A 24,437-nucleotide genomic window follows, 5' to 3' on the forward strand; every position below is an offset into this window, starting at 1 on the left:
ATTCATATACAAAACAGTTTGTTCAACTGTAATGCACCTGTCTCAAGACGTTTTCCGCAGTTTGCCCAGTTTGCCTTTCAAATTCGGCACCATGACCGCAAAGATGAGCAGAAGACCGATGATGATCAAAAGCACCTGTGCTGGCACGTTGATGAGCCCGAGGCCGTATCGCAGGAAGCCGATGAGGAAGATCGCCAAAATCGCGCCGATCATCTTGCCTTTTCCGCCTGCGGTGCTCACGCCGCCAAGCACGACCATCGCGATGACGTCAAGCTCATAGCCGGTCGCAACATTCGGACGGGTGCTGCCCATCCGCGAGGTGAGGAACAAGGCGGTGACCGCCGCCATCAGCCCGGCGAGCGTAAAGACGATGATCTTGATTTTATCGACCTGGATACCGGAAAACTGGCTGGCCGTCAGGTTGCTGCCCATCGCGTAGACGCGGCGGCCAAACGTTGTTTTATGCAAGAGCAAGCCAAAAATGATGGCGCAGATGACAAAGACGATGAAGATGAACGGAATCGAGCCGGCGTAGCCCCAGCCGAGATAGCTGAACCATTCGGGAAATTTGCCCGCCGCCTGGTCTTCCAGGATCACATACGCGATCCCGCGATAAATGATCATGGTGGCCAGCGTGACGATAACCGCCGACAGCTCCTTGAACCGGGTGATCAAAAGCCCGTTGATGTAGCCGCAGAGCGTGCCTGTCGCCAGGCAGATCACCACCGCGATTTCCATCGGCACTCCTTTTGTATAAAGGTCCGCCATGATGACGGAGGACAAGGCGACGATGGAGCCGACCGAGATGTCGATGTCACCCAGGATGATGATGAACACCATCGGCAGCACGATGAACGCCTTGTCGAGGAACGTCATGGTGGCATCGCGCAGGCTGTCGCCGCTTAAATAGTAAGGGGACAGGTTGGCATTGATGATGTTTACCAGAATAAAGATCAGGACGAGCATCCATTCCCATTGCAGGAAAAAGGTTTTCCACGAAAACGCTTTGCTGCCCTCGATCACTCTCTTTTCCATGGTCAGATTCTCCTCCTCATCAGATTGTTGCGGTCGACGCCTCTCTTCACCAGCGCATTGATGATGACGGCGATGAGGATGATGGAGCCTTGAATGCCCATTTGCCAGAACGGCGACACATCGATCAACGGCAGGGCGTTGTTCAAAATGCCCAGCAAAATCGAACCCAGGATAATGCCGGAAATTTTGCCGGAGCCACCTGCAATGCTGACGCCCCCGAGCACGCACGCGGCGATGACGCTCAGCTCATAGCCGGATGCCGTATCGCCCTGTGCGGAAGCGAACTTGGATACCCACAGCACGCCGGCGAGACCGGACAGACCGCCCATGATCGTATAGACCAGCCACAAAATCTTGTCATTGTTGATCCCGCTGATCTTCGCGGAATCCGGATTGCTCCCGACGGCATAAATCTGCCTGCCGGTGCGCGTGTACGTAATGAAGTAATAAAATGCGATGTAGATCAAAATGGCGATGAAAATCAGCGTGTTGATTCCAAGCACCGAGCTGGTTGCAATCGCTTTGAACGAATCCGGCATCTGGTGGGCGCTGACCCACTTCCCGCCGCTCACGATAAAGGTGGCCCCCCGGAACACGTTCATCATCCCGAGCGTCGCAATGATCGGCAAAATCCCTGCCTTCGAAACCAAAAATCCGATAACAACGCCGCTCACCACGCCGACCGCGATGCCGAGCAAGATCGCCACGACCGGATTCGTATCCGGGTAAGCGCTTACGGTTAACGCAGCGATCATTCCTGATAACGCGAGCGTCGCGCCGATGGAGAGGTCGATTCCCCTCGTGACGATCACCAGCATCATGCCTACCGCCAAAATGGCGAGGATCGCCGTATTCGTCACCATATCATTCAAATTTTCCCACGTCAGAAAGCTGGGGTTGCGCAGCTGCACGCCGATGGAGAGCAGCACTATGAAAACCAACAGCCCCAGTTCGCGAAACTTGGCTATACTCGCACCAATTGACATCCTTCCCACCTTCTTCCCTTTTCCCTAAGAACCGCTTGCCGCCGGGATGGCGCTGTTCACCATGGAAGCCTCCAGGATCGCTTCTTGCGTCACATTCGCCCCATCGAGCGTGGCGGTCACCCGGCCCTCGCGCATGACGACGATGCGGTCGCTCATTCCGATCACTTCAGGCATCTCGGAGGAAACCATGATGATGCCATATCCCTGCGCAGCGAGTTCGCTGATGATTTCGTAGATCGCCGACTTGGCGCCGACGTCTACCCCTTTTGTCGGTTCGTCGAGAATGATGATGTCCAAGTCCGCCGTCAGCAGCTTGGCGACAACCACTTTTTGCTGATTCCCGCCGGACAGCGAGCTGGCGAGATCAAAAATGCTGCGCGCCTTCACATGCACTTTCTCCGCCAAGGTTTTGGCAAGCTCGCTTTCCTTTTTCTCCTGAATCCAGCCTTTATTGGACAGCTTGTCGAGCGCACTGAGCGTAATGTTGCGGTCGATGCCCCATTCCAGCACAAGCCCCTGCTTCTGCCTGTCTTCCGGAAGGTACCCGATGCCCAGCTCCATTGCGTGCAGCGGGCTCTTCACCCGTATCTCCTGGCCTTTCAGCAAAACCCGGCCCTTGTCATAGGAAGTGATCCCAAACAGCGCCTGGCAAACCTCGGTGCGTCCCGCCCCGACCAATCCGGTCAGTCCGAGAATTTCTCCGCGTCTCAGCGTGAAAGACACATCTGCGAAAAAGCCCGTTTTGCCCAAACCTTCCAGCCGCAGCAGCTCCTCGCCCAGCTTGGCTTCCTTTTTCGGAAACAGCTGCGTGATCTCGCGGCCGACCATGGCAACGATCAAGTCTTCATTGGAAATATCGTGAATGCCCCAGGAGCCGATGTACTTTGAATCGCGGAACACGGTCACCTTGGAAGCCAATCTGTACATATCTTCGAATCTGTGGGAAATAAAGATAATCGAAGCCCCTTTGTCCCGCAGCTGCTCGGCGATTTTGTACAGTTCCTCGCTTTCTCTCGCCGTAAGGGCGGCGGTCGGCTCATCCATGATGATGATCCGCGCATCCATCGAAAGCGCTTTCGCAATTTCGACGATTTGTTGCTGGGCTACGCTAAGCGCACCCATTTTCGTTTTCGGATCGAAATTGGCGCCAAGCTCGGTCAACAGCTTCTGCGCCTCCGCATGCATCTGTCCCCAGAGGATGCGGTTTGTCCCCTTGGCGATCTTTTCGTGCCCCATGAAGATGTTTTCCGTGACGCTCAGGTCGGGAAAGCAGGTCACATGCTGATAAATCGCAGCGATTCCCAGCTTTTGCGCATCCTTCGGGTTTTTGATTTCCGTCAGCTGCCCATTGACGTAAATCTCGCCTTCGTTGGGACGATGCACGCCCGTGATGATTTTGATAAAGGTGGATTTGCCCGCCCCGTTTTCGCCCATCAGCGCGTGGATCTCCCCCGGCTTCAGCTGAAAGTGGACTTGATCCAACGCTTTGACGCCTGGAAACGTTTTCGTAATTCCTTTCAGTTCAAGAACGTATTCAGACATAAACGTCCTCCTATTCGCTGTGCAAACGAAACGATGCTGTTGTCACAACATTATGTTTATTTTTTTATCTTTGTTTTTACCTGTTTGTCTTTATATCACAGATTATACATCCTTCGTTTTTGTTTGTACATGATTATTATTTGTTTTTTTTTATTCTTCGCTGTTTTTCAACAATAACGCAGACAAACAGGAATATTATGCAAAAAAAGAGGAACGACATGACTTCATGCCATCCCCCTTCCGGAGCGTTATGGTGTTTGGAAAAGCAAATACTTGTGGTAGGCAAAAAACTCGCGGAACAGTGCGTACAAGTCTCGCCATTCGAAAAAATCGGCATGTGCGGAATAAACAGGATCGATCCCCGCCTGATGAAAGGCAAGCTTGGTCCGACTGATATGATAGAACTGGGTAATCACCATGGCCGATTGCATGTGCAAGTCTTTCATGATAGCTTGCGTGTTCTGTGCCGTCATGATTGTATTCAAGCCCTGGCTGTCCACAATGACCGCCTCCTGTGGCAAGCCTTTGTCCACCAAATACTGCTTCATGACCTTTGCCTCATCGAACCCTTCTACCCCGACTCCTCCACTCACAATCACGCGCGGGAAGTATCCTTCCTTGTACAGCTCTGCTGCTTTTTCCAGGCGGGACTGCAATCGGTCCGACGGTCGGCCGTTCGGCTCCACCTTGTTTCCTAAAACGACGCCCACGTCAGCTGCCTGCTTCTTGTCAAGCAAGCCGTCGATCGTGATGATAACCAGATGGACAGAAAACCACAGCAGAAATCCCAACAGAATCCGTTTCATCAATCGTTTCATCGCACTCTCCTGCCAGCAGCGTTTATTCGATATTCTACTATTTTTTTACTCTGTTGGAACGATGCGATACTAAAGTTCACTATATAATCAACATTTTTAATAAAATTACATTTATCGATCATTAAACTTTTTTTACACACAGTTAAAAATTGTTTGTTAATTTTCTTTTTCATTCGCGCTATAATGTCAAACGTATCACTATGAGAGACAGTATTGGGGGTTATCAAAAAATATGAGTTTTTTCAGAAAAAAGTCGATTGAATCTATGTTGGCGCAGGCTACTAACCACGATACCTCCTTACGAAAAAGCATGGGTGCATTCGATTTGACCATGCTGGGGATCGGGGCGATCGTGGGAACGGGTATCTTTGTTCTCACAGGGGTCGCGGCTGCTGAGCATGCCGGACCTGCATTGGTGATTTCTTTCGTGCTCGCCGCTCTTGCATGCGTTTTCGCGGCGCTTTGCTACGCCGAGTTTGCATCGACCGTTCCGGTGTCGGGCAGCGCCTATACGTACAGCTATGCGGCATTTGGCGAAATTTTTGCGTGGATTCTGGGGTGGGACTTGATTCTGGAGTATGGGCTTGCTTCAGCAGCGGTCGCGAGCGGATGGTCTGGCTATGCACAAGGGCTTTTGGCCGGATTCGGCATCCATTTGCCCGTCGCTATAACAGGTGCCTACGATGCGGCAAAAGGGACGTTCGTCGATTTGCCTGCTGTGCTGATCGTTTTCGTCATGACGGTTTTGCTGTCCAAAGGGATTCGTGAGTCAACGCGCTTCAATAATATAATGGTTATCATCAAAATTGTGGTTGTTCTGCTTTTCCTGGCTGTCGGTGTTTGGTACGTCAAGCCGTCCAACTGGACTCCGTTCATGCCATTCGGCTTCTCCGGTGTCGTTACCGGCGCTGCCACCGTCTTTTTCGCTTTCATCGGTTTCGATGCCGTGTCTACGGCTGCCGAGGAAGTAAAGAATCCGCAGCGCGACATGCCGATCGGAATCATCTCTTCTCTGGCGATTTGCACCATCCTGTATATCGCGGTTTCTCTGGTCTTGACCGGAATTGTCCCTTACACGCAATTGGGCGTATCGAATCCGGTCGCTTTTGCCCTCTCCTTCGTTCAGCAGGACTGGGCAGCCGGTTTGATTTCACTTGGCGCGATCTGCGGGATTACCACCGTGCTGCTCGTCATGATGTTTGGTCAAACCCGCTTGTTCTTTGCGATCAGCCGTGACGGTTTGCTGCCTAGACGCTTTGCCCGCGTCAACAGCAAAACAAAGACACCGATGCACAGCACGGTTACGGTCGGGGTTTTCGTTGCCCTGTTCAGCGGCTTCGTTCCGCTGGACAAGCTGGCGAACCTGACCAACATCGGCACGCTGTTCGCCTTTATCGTCGTTTCGATCGGCGTGATGGTGCTGCGCAAAACCAATCCGGACTTGCCGCGCACCTTCCGCGTACCATTGGTGCCGCTGCTGCCGATTTTGTCCGTACTGTTCTGCGGCTATCTGATTTTGAATCTCCCGGCATTCACGTGGGTTGGCTTTTTGGTCTGGCTGGTGATCGGCATCGTGATCTACTTTGCGTACAGCTACCGCCACAGCCATCTGCGCGCGAATCAAAACGTCAAGCTCGACCGATAATCATCGTAAAAAGGACCGTCAGTATCGCGCTGGCGGTCCTTCCTTTTTGCCTGTTACACGCTGAATTTGCCAATTGCGGTTTGGAGTCCTTCAGACAAGGCCGTGAGCGATGCGGCGGCTGCCGTGATCTCTTCCATGGAAGCCAGCTGCTCCTCTGCGATCGTCGAGACATGCTGCGTGCCTTCTGCTGCCACCTCTGCCGCATCCGCAATGACATGGATCGATTGCACAACCTGCGCGGTGCTTGCGGACATTTGGCCAGTGGCCGTCGAGACGTGTTGGATTTGGATCGTCACCTCGTGGACGGAGCGCTGAATTTGCTCGAATGCCTGCCCGGCCAGGTTCACTGCCGCCGCCCCCGCTGCCACCTCTTCTGTTCCGGTTTCCATCAAGGCTACCGCTTGTGTCGTCTCTTCCTGGATCGCCGCAATCAATTCGGCGATTTGCTCGGCCGATTTCATCGACTGCTCCGCCAGCTTCCGCACCTCATTTGCCACCACCGCGAACCCTGCGCCGTGCTCGCCTACGCGCGCTGCCTCGATGGCTGCATTCAGCGCCAACAGGTTGGTTTGGCCTGCGATGCCCGTGATCACCTCTGTGATTTGTCCGATTTGCTGCGAACGTACGCCTAAACCGCGCACCGCTTCCGCCAGCTTGTCCACCGTATGATGGATCGCGTTCATTTGCTCGACCGTCGTCTGAATGGTTTTGTTCCCTTCCGCGGCGATGGCCGACGCTTCAATCGCGGCTTCCGTGACGCTTTCTGCATTGCTGGCGATATGCTGCACGCCTGCCGACATGTCGTCGATCGACCTCGCGCCCTCCTCGATGCTTCGCGCCTGTTCCTCCGCCCCCACCGCCACTTTTTCCATCGTGTGCGCGATTTGTTCGGTGGCGCTTGCAATCTGCTCGGAGCTTGCCGTCAATTCTTCGGAAGAGGCAGCCACTTGCTTGGCGCTTTCGCTCACCTGGGCGATCAAGCTGCGGAGATTGCGCGCCATTTCATTGAAGGAATCCGCCAAATCGCCGATCTCATCCTTGTTTGGCACGTTGATCTGCTCGATCGTCAAATCGCCGTTTGCAATTTTTCGCGCGGTTCGCTCCATGGCAACCAACGGTCGGGCGATCGAGCGGGAAAGCAGGATCGTGATGCCGATGGTCAGCAAGATCGCGATCACGCTCATCGCGTTGACGAACCATTTTCCCGTCTCATACAGCTTGACCGAGTTGTCCATCGCTGTGTCCGATGAAGACTCCGTGAGTTTGATTCCTTGCCCGACCAGCTCGAGCGCCTTGTCCAAATACGTTTTCAGCTCTTTTGCCACCTTGTTGGCGTTTTGGATGTCATTCGCCTTGCCTGCTGTTGTCAGCTTTTCCGTCAGCTGAGCCATCTCTTTTTCGGTTTCGGTCAAATTTTGAAAGATGCTTCGCTCTTCATCCGTTGTGATGAGCGCTTCATACTCGCTTTGATTTTTGCGCAAATCTTCTATTACTGCGTTCATGTGCGTTTCGATTTGGCTTTTTTGCTGGCTGTCCGTCTCCAGCACCAGCAGCAGCGAGTGCTGCTCAATATCGATGAGGTTCGCCTTGATTTCGCCCAGCAGCTTGATGGCCGGAACCCAGCGCTCATTCACCTCTTTTGCCTGATCCCCCATCTCCGTCATTTTGTAGACGGATACCCCGCCGATCGCCAACATCAACGCCAAGATGGCAAACAGCCCCGCTCTCAGCTTGCCTGAAATCGTCAATCTCATGTGTGCTCTCCACCATTTCTATGTATATTGGTGATGTTTAGCATACGCCCCGATTGTTTCAGCGGTATATCATGGGAAAAATCATTCGGAAAAAAACAAAAGACTGATCGCCCTTTTCGGATTGATCAGTCTTTTGTTTCTTTATTTACACCATCGATAGATTGCACCGATTCGTTCGAGTACGCCTTCCTGATTGGCCCCGACTACCTCCAACTCAAAAATACCTTCCCCCTGCGCCGCGATGATGTCGGCCACAGGCCCAGGTCCGGTCGGGCTGCAAAACAAGAGGTCTCCCCCCGGCAGGTGCATCGTCTGGCAAACCGCCTGCATTCCCTCGTCGATGAAATGTTCGCCGCACGCCAAGCCAAACCAGCCGCTCCACTGGTGTATATGGGAAGCGAGGTCGGCTACGGCGATTTTGACTGAGCCAAGCGCAAGCGGTCCCAGCTCGTGCGGAGCAATTGTGCCGCGCGCCGTCAGATCAGCACGCCGCTCCTCGTCCCCTTCCCCCCACTGGATGAAAAAAGGCAGGCGCAACGACGATTCGTGGTGGCTTGCAAACAGCATCGACCACGACAGCCGCTTGCCGTCCGGGCGCACGCGGCTCCCGGGAAACGGGCCTGATACGTGAAGGCCGCGCTTTTTCAGCATCTCGGCTGTCTGGGCGATGTCGTCCGTCCGGATTGCCACGCGGACGAAACCTTCCTGCTGTGGCAGGCGCAGGGCGCAGTCCCGGACAAGCAGATTTTCCTGTTCCGCCTCGGTCAGCGTCCGGTCATACACGCCCAAAAACTCGATGTAACCCAGATCGAAATAGCAAAGCGAATTGTACGTCCCCCAATGGGTATGACGCCCGCCTTCAAGCGCGTGAAACCCTTGCGCCCGCAAATCTGCCGCCGCTTGCAGCGGGTCGTTGACAAGATGAACGATATGATCAAAGGCAAATCCCATTCAGCCACCTCCATCCGTGATGGGCAGCAAAGCCGCCGGTTTCCTACTAGTTCCTTTTTACTGGCCAAAACCCTCTATCGTTTTGCAGCTTCGCAGGTTGTTTTACGTTTCATCGGGCCGAGGCAGCTCATCCTTACGACGGCCGGCGATCGCGCAGCCAGTCGATCCCTTCTACCTTGCCTACCGATGCCATCTGAACCGAGAGATGCTCGATGCCATCGATGCCGAGATACTCGCTCATCTCTTTATCAAACCAATGCCCGATCGAGCAGACGCCAAGCCCCAGGCCGTTTGCCGCCACATGGAGATTTTGCGCGACGTAACCTGCCTCCCACATGATATAGCGATACGCGCGTTCCTTGTATTTTTGTCTCGTCCGTTCGACGACAGCAGTCCAGACAAAATTGACGGCAGCCCGGCGCGCCATTTCCTGTTTTTCCGTAAACAGATAGGCGATCTCGGACACATCTTCCAGCTTCAGCCCCTCCAGACACCATTCCTCGACATCAAGATGGTACAGCCCTTTTTCCACGCCCTCCACATGATTGATGAGCAGATAGGTTTCGATCGGATACAAGGCTCCTGCCGAAGAAGTCGTGCGCAGCTGATAGTCGCCCATGTCGGCCGTGATGCCTTGGGTGCCCCACAGCAAAATGTTCAGCTCATTTAATGTGAGCGGCTGATTGAGAAAGTTGCGTCGCGCCCGGCGGTTTTGCACCAGCTCCCACAAATCAGGTGATGCCGGAAAGTCAGGCTTGCCAAGCGGAATACGCACCTTTGCCTCCAGGTACCGCAAATAAGTCGGGACGCGTTTGGAAAAGTCAAACTTGGCCGCCCAGCCCTCCTCCAAATCGCCGATCGCATAGGATGTTGCCTGCAGAAAATCGTTGCAAATTTTTTGCCAATCCGGATGCATGTTCTCTCTCCTCCTGTTTTCACGGTTTGAAGCCGTTGACAGAACCAAGTATACGAACTGTGTTATAATCAGTAAAACGATGTTTCGTGATACTTTTGATTAGTTTTAACTAATGGAAGGAAGAAGAAGGATGACACACACCCAGCTGCATGTGTTCATTACGGTGGCGGAAACGAGGAATTTTACCAGGGCCGCGGAAGCGCTGGGCTTCACCCAATCGGCCGTTTCCCAGATGATTCGCTCGCTGGAGGATGAGCTGGGCATTACGCTGTTCAACCGGAGCCGGAGCGGCATCGCGATCACCAGCATCGGCGAGCGGATGCTGCAACACGCGCGGGAGATTTTGCGCATCGCCAGCTGCATGAAAGAAGAAGCCGACGCTTATCAAGGCATCGAAACAGGCACCTTGCGCATCGGCTCCATTCATAGCGTATCGAATCGGATCTTGCCCGGGTTGATCGGCGCTTTCCGCAAACGGTACCCGCAGGTGGAGATCGTTCTGTTTGAGGGCGAGCATGCCGAGGTGAACCATTGGCTCGCCGGTTCGGTCGTGGATGTCGGCTTTACCATCCATCCGGAAAAAGACGTGCATGTCTTTCCACTCGTCCGCGACGAAATGATGGTTGTCATCCCCGACGATCATCCGCTTCGCACGGAAACGGCCCTTTCTTTCGAGCAGATTGCCGACAAATGCTTCATCATGCTGAAAGATGATTGCATGAAAAAGCTGCTCCATGACAACGGGATCGTCCCCGTCAGCACCTTTGAGGTGCGCGATGCAGGCACTATCCTCGCCATGGTGCAGGAATGGGTGGGCGTGACGATTTTGCCGGAGCTGTACATGCCGGAACGATTGCCAAAAGTCGCTCCGATTCCGCTCCGCCCCGCAATCTCGCGCGAGCTGGTCATGGCCGTCCGCGATTTGCAGACCGTCTCCCCCATGACCGCCGAATTTATCTTGCATGCGCAAAGTGTGTTTGCCGCCCGATCGACCGCTGACTGATCGGGCGTTTTTTCATGTGTTCAGCATGACGACCAAAGCCAGGCTGGCCAACGTGAAGCACAGCGGAACGTAGATCATGGAATCGTATTTGGCAAAAAGCGAGGTCTTGTATCGTTTGGAAATGCCGATAAAGCGGAAGTCGCCGATGACCCGCATATAGAGCGCAGCCACCATTGCCCAGCAAATCCAGGTTGGAATCCAAGCTGGAAGGGGCACCTCGATCACATGCGCCTGGACAAGCAGCAAAAACGCACCTGCCCATGCCAAAAGCGCGATGATCGCCGTGCCGATTTTACCCGGCTTGAACAGCGGTTGGCCGTTCCTGGTCGGGATCACCTGCTTTGTCCCGGCCTTGCCGCCAAAACACCAATACCCATGCATGATTCCAATCACCGTCAACAGTCCGCTGACGATCCACGCAAAAAACAGCGTCATCCGGTTCATCCCCTCTCTTCGTTTATAAGCTCCTCATGATGCCTTTGCGCAAATAAAAGATCCACTCCCTGCCCTGTCGATGGCTCTCCCAGGCATGGGCGAGGCACGGTGTGACCGTGCTTGCGGATCATCGCTTTCACATCGCGGGCCGTACAGTGCCAGACACCGGCAAGCTGCTCAACCGTTATCGCGATGGGCGTGTTGATCGCATGGGGCTTCAGCCAGTGGCGCAGCTCCCAATAATACAACACCGTCTGCACAGCACCTCCCCTTTCCTTCCCGCAAAAGGTGAACAATTGTAATCGAATCATACCCTTTTTGTCGCTTTTGGGATAGCTATAATGAAACCATAGTTCCCTTGAGGGAGGTTGATCGTTGATGAGCATCAATGCTGCACGTTTACGCGAATTTTTTCACTTTCATCCGGTCGCGTGGGGGGTCATCATCGGCACGTTTTTGTCGCGCACCGGTTTTTTCATGACGATTCCTTTTCTGGGCATATACTTGGGAAAAGTGAAGGGGATTGATCCGGCCACAATCGGCGCGATACTGGCCGTCAGTTTTTTCGTCGGGACGTTGAGCAGCTTTTTTGGCGGCCTGTCCGATCGGCTGGGGCGTTATCCGGTCATGATCGGCTCGATGGCGGTTTGGAGCCTTGCCTTCGCCGGTTTCGCGCTGGCTGATGCAACATGGCTGTTTTTTGTGCTAAGTGCAATCAACGGATTGTGCCGCAGCATATTCGAGCCGGCCGCGCGAGCGCTGCTTACGGATGTGACGCCGCCGGAACGACGTGCCAATGCGTTTCATGCGCGTTATTTCGCGATTAATATCGGCGGGGCGATCGGGCCGCTTGTTGGCTTGAAGCTCGGCGCCGGAGGGTCCGCCTCGTTTTTGCCGTTTTTGGCCAGCAGCGCGATCTCTGCCTTCTATGTGGCGGTCATCGTTTGTTTCATGCTGACGTATCGCCAGCAGCTCCGGGAAAAAATGACCACCATCCCGATCCGGCAGATGGTGAAAACCGTCTTCACCGATAAAGTCTTTCGCTATCTTCTGCTTGGCAATGTGTTTGTCACAGGCGCCTACTCGCATCTGGATACGACGCTATCGCAATATATCGGCAACGATCGCGTCGAGACGTATTCGTTCCTGTTTATCGTGAACACCTTGTCCGTGCTGGTGTTTCAGTTTCCGCTGGCCAAACTGATGAAACGCTTCTCCTCGTTAACCTCGCTGAAAGCGGGCTGCCTCTTGTTCGGCATCGGCTTGTTCGGATTCGGGGTGTTTGACAACATGGTTTTGCTCGCTTTTTCAATGGTGTTGTTTACGATCGGCGAAATTCTCTGCTTTGTCATCGGCGATGTGCTGATCGGCGAAATCGCCCCTGAACACCTGCGCGGAGCGTATTATGGCGCGAGCGGCTTCGCCTTCATCGGCCAGAGCGGCGGGGCGTGGCTCGGCGGGATATTGCTCAACGCCTTCGGGTTCGGGCAAGGACCGGTCATATTCGGGGTGCTGATGCTGCTTACCTTTCTCGCCTTTCCGTTTTTTCATCGCGGACAGCACTTATGGGAAAAGCGGCAAGGGAAAGAAGCCTGCCCGGCGCAGCCTATCGCTGCGGAATAACGATAAGAAAAACTTCTTTCAGAAGTCCTTTCAAGAAGCAGATCCTTCGATCTGTGGAAGTTTTTCTTCCGCTCCAGAATTTATAAGCGCATGCACTTATAAATTCTTACACGACCAAAAAGCCACCCTAAAAGGTGGCTTTTTGCTGATGAGCATGGAAGCACGCGCCGTTAGTAGTGGCAGGTAAACGATTCGATCCGGTTGAGATCGATCCCGTAATACATCCACATGTTGCCCTGCCAGCGGAATCCGGAAACGGAGGTGCGGCCCACAAACGTTGGATAAAACCAGAAATGGCGCCCGTTATTGAGCCAAACATACGTGTAGCGGTACAAGCAGCCGGAAATGGCGCCGGGATCGACGCGATACAGCTGATTTTGCGGACGCTGTGGCGTTCGATGAGGCGGCGGCCCTGCTGGCCCGCCTTGCTGATGCTGTCCACCAGGTGGCGGTGGAAACATCTGGCTGCCTCCCGGCGGGTACATCTGACTTCCCCCTGGCGGAAACATTTGGCTGCCTCCCGGCGGAAACATCTGGCTCCCGCCTCCCCCACCACCGGGCGGCGGATACGGTGGTCGATTATATGTCATGGCAATCCACTCCTTCGTCTATGGTCATGATAAGTGTATGACGGGACAAATGCTGTGGATTGGACGAATACCGGGGTACACAAAAACAGTTCGAGCCCGCTTTTCCCTTGACAACCCAGACATATTTGCTACCATAATTATGTAAAATTGAATATGCGGGAGCTTGGGGAACCAGGCTGAGAGGACAGCTATGCTGCTGTCGACCGTTTGACCTGATCTGGATAATGCCGGCGGAGGGAATGATATGGAGTCACTCTTGTGTGATGTTCATCTGTATGATAAAACCGTTGCTTGCACAGCGGTTTTTTTGCTGTCAAAACGCGCGATGAACGCTTGCTGCCGTATGCACTCATTTTTGTTTTCCCACCGCTTCCGCCGTCAGTCCGATGCTGAAAGGGGGAAGGATGTTTTCGTTGGCAGTTGTTTTTGTCGATCAATGAATCCATAAAACGGAGGGAACAAAATGAATACGAAACGCCTCACCATTATGACCGAAATTGCCATCATGGCTGCTCTTGCCTATATTCTTGGAATGATCAAGCTGTTTCAAATGCCGCAGGGCGGCTCCATCTCGCTCATCATGCTGCCGATCGCCATCATCGCCCTGCGCCGGGGCGTGGTGCCGGGACTGATCACCGGCCTTCTCGTCGGCGAACTCGACCACCTGATCGGCGGCTATGTCGTGCATCCGGTACAGCTGCTGCTCGATTATCCGATCGCCTACACCGCTGTCGGCCTTGTCGGACTCGCGCGTCCTGCTGCCGGCGTGCCGCAATTGGGAAAAGTCTGGTCGTTCCTGTTTGGCGCAATCGCCATCCGCTTCCTCTGCCACTTCACATCAGGGGTTGTCTGGTTCGGCTCCTACGCACCAGAAGGAATGCCGGTCGCCACGTATTCCGCGCTGTACAATCTGTCGTACCTGGTCCCAGAGTTCATCATTACCGGAATCGTGCTTACGCTGCTCGCCAAAAAAGCACCGCAGCAAATTTTGTTGGCCCGCTCCTATACCTCATAGGCCCATGCAGAAGCATACAACCGAACCGTCAGCGAAAACTGGCGGTTTTTTATCGGGCAAAAAAATGGATGGATCAGGAAAAAGAGACGCACGCTAGTAATGCATCACGCACGATGCGTCATGACAACCACCATGTACAAAAAGTGAGGGAATCGCCCGATGAGAAACCGCCCATTCGCAGCGCTGGCGCTGTTCGCCGCATGTCTGCTGCTCATTCCCGCTCCGCTGCTCGCGGCACATGCACCGTATGCCAGAGTGCCAGCCCGCCCGGACCCTTCCGATGAACTGCTGAAGCAATCGGTCATGGCCTACACCTGGTACCAAACTTCCGCTGAAGCCCGCGCGCTCTACTACCAGGCATTCGCCCTCGCAGACATGATGCTGGAGAAAGACTTGGCCGACCGGTCCGTCACGAAAAAGCGGGCCGTGATCGTCGATATCGATGAAACGCTGCTGGATAACAGCCCGTATAACGTCGCACAGCTTGAAAACCACAGCGGTACAGAGGCGCTCTCCTGGAACGAGTGGGTCAAGCTTGCCCAAGCGCGAGCGCTTCCCGGCGCCGTCGACTTTTTAACCAAAGCGCACAAGCGCGGCGTGGACATCTACTACGTGTCCAATCGTTCAGTCGAGCACACCGACAGCACTATCCGCAACCTGATAGCTGCCGGTTTCCCGCAGGCGAGGGCAACCCACCTGCTCCTCTCCGATGGGGAAAGCTCCAAGGAATCGCGGCGCCAGCAGATCGAGCGCGACCATCACATCGTGCTTTTGATGGGCGACAACCTGAGCGACTTCGCGCAAATTTTCGATGGGCGCAGCGTGGCAGACCGCAGCAAGGCCGTGGATCTGTTAAAAGAAAAATTCGGCCGCTCCTTCATCGTACTGCCCAATCCGATGTACGGCGATTGGGAATACGCCTTGTACAATTACCGGCAGCTGTCCCCGGAGCAGAAGCTGGAAGCGCGAAAAAAAGCGCTCTCTCCTTCGCCTTCCCCCGTGCGGCAGCAAGCGCGATAAAAAAACCCTGCTCGCTTCAGCAGGGTTTTCCTATTCCTTGACCGCGCCCGATGTCAGCCCGGAGATGATGCGCCGCTGGAAAATCAGCACCATGATCACAAGCGGAATCGTGACGATGATGGACGCAGCGGAAATCTCGCCCCACGGGATCGTATAAAGCCCCTGGAACATGACGATACCGACCGGAACCGTCTTCATCGCCTCCTGCGTATTGATCGTGAGCGCAAACAAAAATTCGTTCCATGCCGCGATGAACACCAGAATCGTGGTTGTGAACACGCCTGGCATGGCGAGCGGAAAAAACACCTTGGTCATCGTTTGCCAAATTGTCGCGCCGTCGACCTTGGCCGCTTCTCCCAAATCGCTCGGGATTTTACGGAAAAAAATCGTCAAATTCCAGATGGCAAGCGGCAGCGCGAATGTCGTGTACGGCAGGATCAGGCCCAGATAGCTGTTCGTGAGGCCCATCGACTGCATGAACATGAAGATCGGCGAAATGGTCGCGATCTGCGGGAACATGGAGACGGCCAGGACGATCCCCAAAATGATCGTTTTCCCGCGAAAGTTGAGCCAGGCGATCGCATAGGCGGCAGCGGACGCGATGACGATGGAGTACAGCGTGGTAAGCGTCGCTACCACGGTGGAGTTCCACAAATAACGGGCAAACGGCCGCTCCGTAAAGACGCGGACAAAATTGTCAAAGGAGGGAGATTGCACAAGGCGGAAGGCATGGTCTCCGAACAGCTCGCCCGGTGGCTTGAGCGCCGCCTGGAGAATCCATACAAACGGAAACATGACAATGAATATGAACAGTGTCAAAAAGACATAGAACAGCGGTCCTGCTTTTTTCTGCATGCTCTCCCCCCTATCTTCCGCCTTCACCGAGCAGGTCGGCGCCCAGAATTTTGATATACCCGATCGAAATCAAGGCTACGCACAAAAAGACGATGACGGCGAGCGCAGACCCTTCGCCAAAGCTCATTTGCGCAAACATGGTCTTGTACGCGTAGATGGAAATCGTCTCGGTCGAGTTGGCCGGCCCGCCTCCCGTCAGCGCATAGATCAGGTCGAACACGCGGAATGCATCCAGCGTGCGGAACAAGAGGGAGACCAGGAGCGTCGACTTCAGCATCGGCAGCGTGATCCGGAAAAACTGCTGCACCTTGCCGGCCCCATCGACTTCCGCCGCCTCGTACAGGCTGTGCGGTATCGTCTGAAGTCCGGCGAACAGCAGCAGGGCCATGAACGGCGTCGTTTTCCACACGTCCGCCAAAATCACGGAGAACATCGCTCCCGCCTTTGTCGTCAGCAGCATCCCCATGTCCGCGACCAATCCGGTCTGTTCAAACAGATACGCCACAATGCCATTTTGTCCGTCATACAAAAACTTCCACATCATGGCGGAAATGACGGTCGGGATCGCCCAAGGAATGAGGACGGTCGCACGCACCAAACCGCGCCCGTAAAACTGCTTGTTGATCAAAAGCGCGATCCACAGCCCCAGCACCAGCTCGATGGCGACGGATACCACCGTGAAAAAAAGCGTGTTGTACAGCGCCGCCCACATGCGGCTGTCCGCCAGAAACTGCTGATAGTAAGCAAAACCAACATAGTTGGGCGAAATGATCGAGGCTTCGATCCCTTTGACGACCGCGATGACCCCCTCCGGCTTTTCCAGCTGCTTCTGCTTGCCCATTTCCATAAGCTTCGTTTCCAGATCCTGCAGTGTCGCACGGAGCGCCTGCGTCTGAGCATCGGACAGCGCGACATACTTGAGTTCATTGGGCACCGGCTTGAAATCGAGCAACAGCTTGTCAATCTCTTGGTAGCGCTGGGCGATTTCGCCCGATTGCGCGAGCGTCGCCTTCATTTGTTCGGCCTGCTGTTTCAATGCCAGCAGCTCTTCCTTGGCGCTGCCTTCGGCGGCATTTGCCTCCTTGGTCAGATTGCGCAGCAAAATCGGCAGCGAGTTCACGTACCGCTCCATGTCCAGGCCGTACGCGTTGTGCACCTCGGTTTTGGTCGGATCGTTGAGCCTGATGTCATGCAGGCTGATCCAAAATGAACGTACGACAGGCCAAATCGCAATGATGAGAATGATCAGCAAGGCCGGGGCAATCAAAAGATAGCCCATCTGCTTCTCCGACAGTGATCCTTTTTTCACACGGGTCATCCATCACCAGCTTCCTTTCCTGCATGCGAAAAGTGAGCAGCCCCCAAGGATGTCAGCATCGCTTTCCTTGAGGGCTTTTACGGCTACACCTTCGTGCCCTGCCTTATTTTTTCATCAGCTCGTTCATTTTGGTCTCCATGTTTTTCGCCGCTTGCTCGGCCGTTTGCTGACCAGCCAGCGCTTTGGACACCTCGATTTGGATTACTTCGGAAATTTTCGGGTAAATCGGGCTGGTCGGGCGGGACACGGCCGCGCTGACGCCATTGACAAAATCTTGGTTGGCAAACAGCGGACTCGCTTTCTGGACGTCCGCATCACTGTACACAGGCAGCAGCGTCGGTGCCAGACCGCCGGAGACGGCGGAGATTTTTTGTCCTTCGGCACCTGTCATGAATTTGAGGAATTCCCATGCCTCTTTCGGATGCTTGGTGTATTTGTTAATGCCGCCCATCCAGCCGCCGAGCGCCGCCGCCGAGCGTGCATCGCCCGAAGGCAATGGAGCGATCGCGACCTTGTCGACGATTTTGGATTGGGTTTGATCCTGTGCCAATGCGAACTGGTACGGCCAGTTGCGGATGAACGGCGATTGTCCTTCAATAAAAGCGGTATGGGATTCGGTCTCCGTAAATGTCGTAATATTTTTCGGCACAATATCGGACTTCACGATCTCCATCATTTTTTTCAAGCCTTTGATCGTGCCGGGGTTGTTCACCGCCACATTGCCCTGTTCATCCAAAATCTTGCCGCCGTAGGCAGCGGCGAACTCGACGAAGTTGCAGACAAGCCCTTCGTATTGCTTGGCTTGCATCAAATAGCCGAACTTGATGCCGTCCTTGCCTTTTGTCGCCTTGGCTTGCGCGATGAGGTCATCCCATGTTTTCGGCGCTTCCTTGACCAAATCTTTGCGATAAAACAGCAGCCCGGCATCGATGAATTTGGGCATGGTCCACTGCTGGCCGCCAAAATTGCCCGCATCCAAGGCGCCCTTGATATATTTGCTGGTGTCGATCCCGTCCTGTTCGATCAGGCGGTCGAGCGGGAGCAAATATCCCGCTTGGGCAAATTCTGCGGGCCAGATAACATCGAGGTCGAACACATCGATTTCGGATGATTGCGCGCTGAACATGGTGACGTACTGGTCGTGGCTTTGGCCGGTGTCGGAAGGCGTTTCGCGGATTTCGACTTCAATGTCGGGATGGGCGTTCTGGAAAGCTTCGACAAGCTTTTTCGTGGATTCGGTGACGTCCTTGCCGCGGGCATAGACGAGCTTCACTTTTTCCGCCGCAGGCTGCGGCTGTGCGGATTCCGGTTTCGGTGCCTCTGTGGTAGGTGCTGCCGGCTGCTGCGGAGTGGACGCGGGCGCGGATTGCTGTGGAGTGGATGAACATGCTGCCAAGGAGATTGCCATCGACAAGCTGAGCCCGACCGATGTAAGTCCTTTCAAAACTTTCATTCCATTTCCCCCTTATGTTTTCTTTCCCTGAAACCATGTTCACAATCGGACTGCTTCCCCCGTCTGCGCCGAAAGGTAGATCGCCTCGATCAGCCGATTGATGTACAGCGCCTGCTCCGGCGTGCACAGCGGCGTCGCCGTCCCTTCCACGGAATCGAGGAAATTGCGGAACAGCTGCACCCGCTCCTTCACCGGATTGGGCTGGATTTCGGTGGTGGCGGCAGCGCCGTTTAGCTCGTGGTAGTACGCGAATTGCTGATCCATCAGCCGCAGCGAGGTACCGCCCTCTTTTCCGTACAAGTCAAGGAAAACGTTTTCCTCTTTGATGTGAGAAGCCCAGCTTGCGTCCAGCGTAAGCGTGAAGCCATTTTCAAACGTGATCATGGCAACCGCCATGTCTTCTACATCAAAATAGCCGCTCTCATCCTTTCGGCCCCACTCCGACAAGCCGCGCTTGTGCGGCCCGAATTGGGCATAGGTCTGGCCGAGCACCGAAACCGGCTTCGGATGTCCGACGAGCCACAAGGCGACATCGAGCATATGCACGCCGATATCGATCAAAGGGCCGCCGCCCGCCAAATCCTTGCGCGTAAACCAGCTGCCCCAGCCAGGAATCCCGTTTCGCCTGACCCAGCCCGCCTTGGCATGGTATACCTCACCCAGCTTGCCTTCTTCCAGCATTTGTTTCACGTATTGGGTGTCGCTGCGGAACCGGTTGTTTTGCGCCACCATGAGGATTTTGTCCGCCTGCCTGGCTGCCGCGATCATTTCCTCGGCTTGCGCGACGTTCATCGCCATCGGTTTTTCGCACAGCACATGCTTGCCGGCCGCAAGCGCGCTTTTGGTCGCTTCAATATGCAGGTAGTTGGGGACGCAGACGATGACCGCATCGATGTCCGCAAGCTTAAGCATCTCGCCGTAATCGGTGAACACCTGCGGAATCCGATACTGCTCCGCTCGACTCGCCCCTTGCTCCTCCGAGATGTCGGCGATCGCCATCACTTCTGCCCGCGAATCCCCTTTCATCGCCTCCAAATGCGCTTCTGAAATACTTCCCGCACCGATGATGCCGATTTTCCATTTCCGCTTCTCCGCCATGCTCTCCCTCCTACACCCACCACAGATTTTTGACCGGCTCGCGCAAAATCACCTGCTGCAGGTTGGCCACCGCGCGCGTGAACCCTTCCTCGATCGACATGAGCGCATCTTCATGCTCGATGCTGATCGCCCCGTCATAGCCGTACATGCGCAGCGCGCTCATCATGTCGGCCCAGTCTTTCGCATCGTGCCCGTATCCGACCGTGCGGAAGTACCAGGCGCGCTCCTGCAGATTCGCATACGAATTCATGTCTGTCAGACCGTACATGTTCACCTTTTCCTGATCGATATACGTGTCTTTGGCATGGAAATGGAACAGCGCCTTCTCCTTGCCCAAAATCTTGATCCCCGCCACCGGGTCGATCCCCTGCCACCACATGTGGCTCGGATCAAAGTTGGCCCCGATGTTTTCGCCAGCCGCCTCGCGCAGCCTGAGCAGCGTGCCGGGGGTGTGAACCAGGAAACCGCCATGCATCTCCAGCGCCACCTTGACCTGATGGGATGCCGCGTAATCCGCCCATTCTTTCCAATACGGGATCAGCTTGTTTTCCCACTGCCAGGTCAGCACATCGCGGTACTCGTTGGGCCAGGGCGCCACCGGCCAGCTCGGGTATTTGGCCCCCTCATGGTCGCCCGCCGTGCCGGAGAAGCAGTTGATCACGGAAACCTCCAGCCGCTCGGCCAAATGGACCGTTTTGACAAAGGTCTCATGGGAATGCCGGGCAAACTCTTTGTCCGGTGTGAGCGGATTGCCGTGGCAGCTGAGCGCGCTGATCGTCAGGCCCCGGTCCTCCACCGCCTTTTTGAACGCGCGCAGCTTGTCGGGATGCTCCAACAGCTCGTCGGGCTTGCAATGCGCATCGCCAGGATAGCCTCCCGTGCCGATCTCTACCGCTTCCAGCCCGGCCTCCTTCACATAATCGAGCATCTCCTCAAACGGCTTTTCCGCAAACAGGACGGTGAATACGCCAAGTTTCAAAACGCTTCCCCCTCTCGCATTCGATTGCTTTTATGAAAATGGATGCTTACTTCCCGATCGCACACACGCTTTGCCGAATCACGAGATCATGCGGGACAATACTCATCCTTTCCACCGGTTCGTTGCGCAGCTGCTTCAATATTTGCTCCGCCGCCGCCCGCCCGTACATGTACGGATCATTGTGCACGGTGGACAGCATCGGACGCGTCAGCGACGCCATTTCCAAATCGTCAAAGCCCATGACCGAGACGTCTTCCGGCACCTTGACTCCTTGATCATAGAGATAATTCAGGACGCCGACAGCCATCAGGTCGGTCGCCACGAAGACGGCTGTCGGCCGGACGCTCTCCTCCCAAATTTTCCGCATCGCTTCATAGCCGCTTTTGGCCGTGAACTCGCCTTCCTGCATGAAGCCGTCATGAATGTCGAGGCCGTGCGCCCGCATCGCCTTGCGATACCCGCCCAGACGGTCGAGGCCGCACGGCGGGTCCCACAGCGGGCCGGAAATGCAGGCGATCTTTTGATGCCCCTGCGCAATCAGATAGGCGGTGGCATCGTAGGAAGCCTGGACGTTGTTGATGTTGACGGTAGGGATGTTGTAGCCAGGCAAATCATGGCCCGTCACGACCAGCGGCACCTGAATGTCCTGCAGCTGCTGGAAATGGCCTTCAAGAAAATGGATGCTCGCCATGATCACGCCGTCCAGCTGCTTTTCCTTGAACAGCCGCAAAAATTTCAGCTCTTTTTCCACCACTTCGTCCGAGATGGCCAAAAACAGGCTGTAATCATACTCACTGATGACGCTGTCGATTCCATAGATCAGGTTGGAGTAAAAGTTGTTGGAAATGTCGGGAATCATCACCCCGATGATCCGGGTCTCCTTGTTGACCAGACTTCTGGCGACAGCGTTCGGCTGAAAGCCCGTCTCTTCCACAACCTTCATGACTCGCTCCCGCAATTCCGGACGAACGGGTTTGGAATTGTTCAAGACCCGGGAGACTGTTGCGATGGATACGTTGGCGAGTTGTGCGATGTCCTTAATGGTTACTGTAATGGTCGGTCACTTCTTTCCGTTTTATGGGAAAACGTTTTCCTGTTACAAAAAATACCATTTACTGGGCACGATTGTCAATTAGTATTCTGAAAATTAAAATAAAGCGTATCGTGACTCATGCAATACACCGAAAACGACGATACGAATAAAGAGAAGAAAAATTTGGCACCCTTTGCAAGCAGCCTTTCCTTTCCCCTCAGCATGACTGACTTCTGGAGGAACGCATGATGAAGTACGCACCACGGATTATCGGACTATTTCTGCTTATTCCCGCACTGATCGTCGTAACCGGCTTCTCCGCCGCCAAGGCAGAGACAAAAGCTACCTGGCTGTGGCAATCCCAGCTCATCTCCTCTGAGCCGGAGCAAATACTGGCGTTCGCCAAGGAACACGGCGTCACGCTGCTTTACCTCAACTTCTCGCCTGCGCGCAAAGCCGCCGAGTACCAGACCTTCATCAAAAAAGCGACAGCATCCGGAATCGCCGTCCACGCTTTGGGCGGAGAGCGTAGCTGGGGTCTGGAGCAAAACCGCACCAGCCTGCTGGCATGGGTCGACCGGGTGCTCGCTTACAATGCCGGCGTGAGCAAAGAGGAACGCTTCACAGGCATCCACCTCGACATCGAGCCGTACCTTTTGCCCGAATGGAAAACCAGGCAGTCCGCCGTCATCGGGCAATGGATGGGAAACATCGAGGCATATGCAGCCAAAGCCCGCAAGACACCCGGGCTCGAAATCGGCTGCGACATCCCGTTTTGGCTGGACAGCATCGCCCTGCCCAATGATGACGCAGCATCGTTTGGCAAATGGCTGATCGCGCAGCATGATCATGCGACTGTAATGGCCTACCGCGACCGGGCTGTGGGATCGAACAGCATTTCCGCGCTCTCGGCGCAAGAACTGGCTTTCGCTGATGAGCTGGGCAAGCGCATCTTCATTGCGGTGGAGGCGAAGAAGAGCGGCGAAGGGAACTTCGTCAGCTTTGCGGAAGAAGGAAAAACGTACATGAACGCACAGCTGGCCAAGCTGTCTCCCCTGCTGTCGGAGCACCCCTCCTTTGCCGGAATGGCGGTTCATTCGTACGAATATTGGAAGACGATGAAGGAATAAACGAAGAAAAACAGGCCTCTGCACAACGCAGGAGCCTGTTTGTTATTCCGTACCTGTTTATTTTTTCGGCAAAAACCGGCCGAGCGAAAACGGCGCGATGTCAAAATCCGTTTTGCCTGCAAGCGTCAGATGCATCGCCATTTCGCCGATCGCGCTGGCGAATTTGAAGCCGTGCGCCGAGCAAGCGGAGATGATCAGCACATGCTCGTGCAGCGGGTGGCGGTCGATGATGAAATCATGGTCAGGTGTCCAGGTGATCATGCATACCTGGCCATTTTTGAGTTGGCCCTTCACACCAGGGAAAAAGCGCTGGCTCACCGCCGCCAGACTGCCTTCATCGCTGTCCAAAGCGCCGAACGTCCGATTGACACGGTCCGGATCAACCGGTGTCCCGGCATCATGGCTGCCGATCTTCAAGCCTGCGCCTTGCATGCTCGGGAAGCCGTAAAAACGCTCCTCCGGCAAATCGATGAAATAAGAAGGAAAGCGGCCGGCGCCATAAAGCGATTCGTCCGCTTCATACCAGACTACGGTCTTGCGGATCGGCTGCAATGGAATGGACAAATCGGAGAGCAACGATCCGGTCCATGCACCTGCCGTCACGATCAGCTTGTCGGCATGGTAATCGCCTCGCTCGGTCCGCACGGTCACGCCATCCGCATGGTACTCGATTGCCTGCGCCCGGGTATTCATGAGCAGTTTCGCGCCATGCGCTACTGCCTGTTCACGGTATGCTCGAACGCACTCCTCGCTGTACAAGAGGCCGGAAGCCGGTTCGAAAGCCCCGATGAACGATTCCGGCACCCGGATGCCTGGCCACCTTTTCACCATCTCATCGGCCTGCAAAATCTCCAGCGGCAAGGAAAATTCACGAGCGCTCCGGATCTCCTCCTCCAAAAACTGCGAATCCGATGCGCCGAGTCCCAGCACGCCTGTCTTTTCAAACAGACGCTTCCCCGTTTCTCGCTCCAGTTCGCCCCACAGCTCCTGTGCCCGTAGCACCAATGGAACATATTTGCTGCCTTCCCCGTACGCATGGCGAATCATGCGGGTATCTCCGTGATGGCTACCGTTGGCATGGGGCGGATCGAACGCGTCGATCAGCAGCACTTTGACGCCCTGCCTGGCCAAAAAAGCGCCCGCCGCCATCCCCATCGAACCTGCTCCCAATATGATTACCTCATGTGTGCCTGTCATCTGTCTGTCACCTGATTTCTGTCAGCTTGGTTGGATCGATC

Annotated in this window: 23 protein-coding genes and 1 riboswitch; of the genes, 6 read left to right on the forward strand and 17 right to left on the reverse strand. The window is 54.9% G+C overall.

What is annotated here, in order from left to right; translation table 11 throughout:
• Nucleotides 1–42: 42 nt before the first annotated feature.
• The 4 genes from ACTID9_RS25910 to ACTID9_RS25925 form a co-directional block, all read right to left on the reverse strand.
• Nucleotides 43–1,035 carry an ABC transporter permease gene (locus tag ACTID9_RS25910; RefSeq protein ID WP_441068093.1) on the reverse strand — a complete coding sequence of 331 codons (993 nt, stop codon included), beginning with the start codon at nt 1,033–1,035 and terminating at the stop codon, nt 43–45.
• A gap of 2 nt (nt 1,036–1,037) precedes the next feature.
• Nucleotides 1,038–2,021 (reverse strand): ABC transporter permease, encoded by a 984-nt coding sequence (locus ACTID9_RS25915; RefSeq protein WP_441068095.1) that lies wholly within the window; start codon nt 2,019–2,021, stop codon nt 1,038–1,040.
• Between the two features lie 24 nt (nt 2,022–2,045).
• Complete coding sequence (locus ACTID9_RS25920; RefSeq protein WP_441068097.1) at nt 2,046–3,563, reverse strand: sugar ABC transporter ATP-binding protein; 1,518 nt, start codon at nt 3,561–3,563, stop codon at nt 2,046–2,048.
• Between the two features lie 248 nt (nt 3,564–3,811).
• Nucleotides 3,812–4,381 (reverse strand): YdcF family protein, encoded by a 570-nt coding sequence (locus ACTID9_RS25925; RefSeq protein WP_441068099.1) that lies wholly within the window; start codon nt 4,379–4,381, stop codon nt 3,812–3,814.
• Nucleotides 4,382–4,613: 232 nt separating this feature from the next.
• Here ACTID9_RS25925 and ACTID9_RS25930 point away from each other — a divergent pair, with 232 nt between their 5' ends.
• On the forward strand, nt 4,614–6,026 hold the full coding sequence (locus ACTID9_RS25930; protein WP_441068101.1) for an amino acid permease: 1,413 nt from the start codon (nt 4,614–4,616) through the stop codon (nt 6,024–6,026).
• A gap of 53 nt (nt 6,027–6,079) precedes the next feature.
• On the opposite strand, the gene ACTID9_RS25935 is transcribed toward ACTID9_RS25930, so the two are convergent.
• From ACTID9_RS25935 to ACTID9_RS25945, 3 genes are all read right to left on the reverse strand, one after another.
• Complete coding sequence (locus ACTID9_RS25935; RefSeq protein WP_441068103.1) at nt 6,080–7,780, reverse strand: methyl-accepting chemotaxis protein; 1,701 nt, start codon at nt 7,778–7,780, stop codon at nt 6,080–6,082.
• Between the two features lie 141 nt (nt 7,781–7,921).
• Nucleotides 7,922–8,731 (reverse strand): VOC family protein, encoded by an 810-nt coding sequence (locus tag ACTID9_RS25940; protein ID WP_441068105.1) that lies wholly within the window; start codon nt 8,729–8,731, stop codon nt 7,922–7,924.
• A gap of 133 nt (nt 8,732–8,864) precedes the next feature.
• Nucleotides 8,865–9,647 (reverse strand): SagB/ThcOx family dehydrogenase, encoded by a 783-nt coding sequence (locus ACTID9_RS25945; RefSeq protein WP_441068107.1) that lies wholly within the window; start codon nt 9,645–9,647, stop codon nt 8,865–8,867.
• Nucleotides 9,648–9,777: 130 nt separating this feature from the next.
• On the opposite strand from ACTID9_RS25945, the gene ACTID9_RS25950 reads away from it, so the two are divergent.
• Complete coding sequence (locus ACTID9_RS25950; RefSeq protein WP_441068109.1) at nt 9,778–10,650, forward strand: LysR family transcriptional regulator; 873 nt, start codon at nt 9,778–9,780, stop codon at nt 10,648–10,650.
• A gap of 12 nt (nt 10,651–10,662) precedes the next feature.
• Here the strand turns inward: ACTID9_RS25950 and ACTID9_RS25955 are convergent, their stop codons facing one another.
• Complete coding sequence (locus ACTID9_RS25955) at nt 10,663–11,085, reverse strand: DUF3995 domain-containing protein (protein ID WP_441068111.1); 423 nt, start codon at nt 11,083–11,085, stop codon at nt 10,663–10,665.
• Between the two features lie 5 nt (nt 11,086–11,090).
• On the reverse strand, nt 11,091–11,345 hold the full coding sequence (locus tag ACTID9_RS25960) for a hypothetical protein (RefSeq protein ID WP_441068113.1): 255 nt from the start codon (nt 11,343–11,345) through the stop codon (nt 11,091–11,093).
• A 118-nt stretch (nt 11,346–11,463) separates the two neighbouring features.
• Between ACTID9_RS25960 and ACTID9_RS25965 the strand changes: the two genes are divergently transcribed.
• The gene (locus ACTID9_RS25965) at nt 11,464–12,708 is read left to right on the forward strand and encodes an MDR family MFS transporter (protein ID WP_441068115.1); all 1,245 of its coding nucleotides are present in this window, start codon (nt 11,464–11,466) and stop codon (nt 12,706–12,708) included.
• Nucleotides 12,709–12,878: 170 nt separating this feature from the next.
• On the opposite strand, the gene ACTID9_RS25970 is transcribed toward ACTID9_RS25965, so the two are convergent.
• The gene (locus tag ACTID9_RS25970) at nt 12,879–13,298 is read right to left on the reverse strand and encodes a hypothetical protein (protein ID WP_441068116.1); all 420 of its coding nucleotides are present in this window, start codon (nt 13,296–13,298) and stop codon (nt 12,879–12,881) included.
• A gap of 145 nt (nt 13,299–13,443) precedes the next feature.
• A riboswitch (TPP riboswitch) is annotated at nt 13,444–13,554 on the forward strand.
• 207 nt (nt 13,555–13,761) lie between these two features.
• On the opposite strand from ACTID9_RS25970, the gene thiT reads away from it, so the two are divergent.
• A complete protein-coding gene (gene thiT / locus ACTID9_RS25975) occupies nt 13,762–14,313 on the forward strand; it encodes an energy-coupled thiamine transporter ThiT (protein WP_441068118.1) in 552 nt (183 codons plus the stop codon).
• Nucleotides 14,314–14,472: 159 nt separating this feature from the next.
• A complete protein-coding gene (locus ACTID9_RS25980) occupies nt 14,473–15,333 on the forward strand; it encodes a 5'-nucleotidase, lipoprotein e(P4) family (protein ID WP_441068121.1) in 861 nt (286 codons plus the stop codon).
• A gap of 30 nt (nt 15,334–15,363) precedes the next feature.
• On the opposite strand, the gene ACTID9_RS25985 is transcribed toward ACTID9_RS25980, so the two are convergent.
• The 6 genes from ACTID9_RS25985 to ACTID9_RS26010 all read right to left on the reverse strand — a co-directional run bounded on the left by ACTID9_RS25985 (nt 15,364) and on the right by ACTID9_RS26010 (nt 22,090).
• Nucleotides 15,364–16,188, reverse strand: coding sequence for a carbohydrate ABC transporter permease (locus tag ACTID9_RS25985; protein ID WP_441068123.1), 825 nt, complete (start codon nt 16,186–16,188; stop codon nt 15,364–15,366).
• A gap of 10 nt (nt 16,189–16,198) precedes the next feature.
• Nucleotides 16,199–17,506, reverse strand: a complete 1,308-nt coding sequence (locus tag ACTID9_RS25990; RefSeq protein ID WP_441068125.1) for an ABC transporter permease subunit — start codon at nt 17,504–17,506, stop codon at nt 16,199–16,201.
• A gap of 103 nt (nt 17,507–17,609) precedes the next feature.
• Complete coding sequence (locus tag ACTID9_RS25995) at nt 17,610–18,959, reverse strand: extracellular solute-binding protein (protein ID WP_441068127.1); 1,350 nt, start codon at nt 18,957–18,959, stop codon at nt 17,610–17,612.
• 39 nt (nt 18,960–18,998) lie between these two features.
• On the reverse strand, nt 18,999–20,057 hold the full coding sequence (locus ACTID9_RS26000; protein WP_441068129.1) for a Gfo/Idh/MocA family protein: 1,059 nt from the start codon (nt 20,055–20,057) through the stop codon (nt 18,999–19,001).
• Between the two features lie 10 nt (nt 20,058–20,067).
• Nucleotides 20,068–21,036 carry a sugar phosphate isomerase/epimerase family protein gene (locus ACTID9_RS26005; RefSeq protein ID WP_441068131.1) on the reverse strand — a complete coding sequence of 323 codons (969 nt, stop codon included), beginning with the start codon at nt 21,034–21,036 and terminating at the stop codon, nt 20,068–20,070.
• Nucleotides 21,037–21,082: 46 nt separating this feature from the next.
• Complete coding sequence (locus tag ACTID9_RS26010; protein WP_441072736.1) at nt 21,083–22,090, reverse strand: LacI family DNA-binding transcriptional regulator; 1,008 nt, start codon at nt 22,088–22,090, stop codon at nt 21,083–21,085.
• A 224-nt stretch (nt 22,091–22,314) separates the two neighbouring features.
• On the opposite strand from ACTID9_RS26010, the gene ACTID9_RS26015 reads away from it, so the two are divergent.
• Nucleotides 22,315–23,199: a hypothetical protein gene (locus ACTID9_RS26015; RefSeq protein WP_441068133.1), complete on the forward strand. Its 885-nt coding sequence runs from the start codon at nt 22,315–22,317 to the stop codon at nt 23,197–23,199.
• Between the two features lie 57 nt (nt 23,200–23,256).
• On the opposite strand, the gene solA is transcribed toward ACTID9_RS26015, so the two are convergent.
• Complete coding sequence (gene solA, locus ACTID9_RS26020; protein WP_441068135.1) at nt 23,257–24,396, reverse strand: N-methyl-L-tryptophan oxidase; 1,140 nt, start codon at nt 24,394–24,396, stop codon at nt 23,257–23,259.
• Nucleotides 24,397–24,437: the final 41 nt, after the last annotated feature.

This window comes from Brevibacillus fluminis (assembly GCF_052072235.1).
In the GTDB taxonomy this organism is placed as follows: domain Bacteria; phylum Bacillota; class Bacilli; order Brevibacillales; family Brevibacillaceae; genus Brevibacillus_D; species Brevibacillus_D fluminis_A.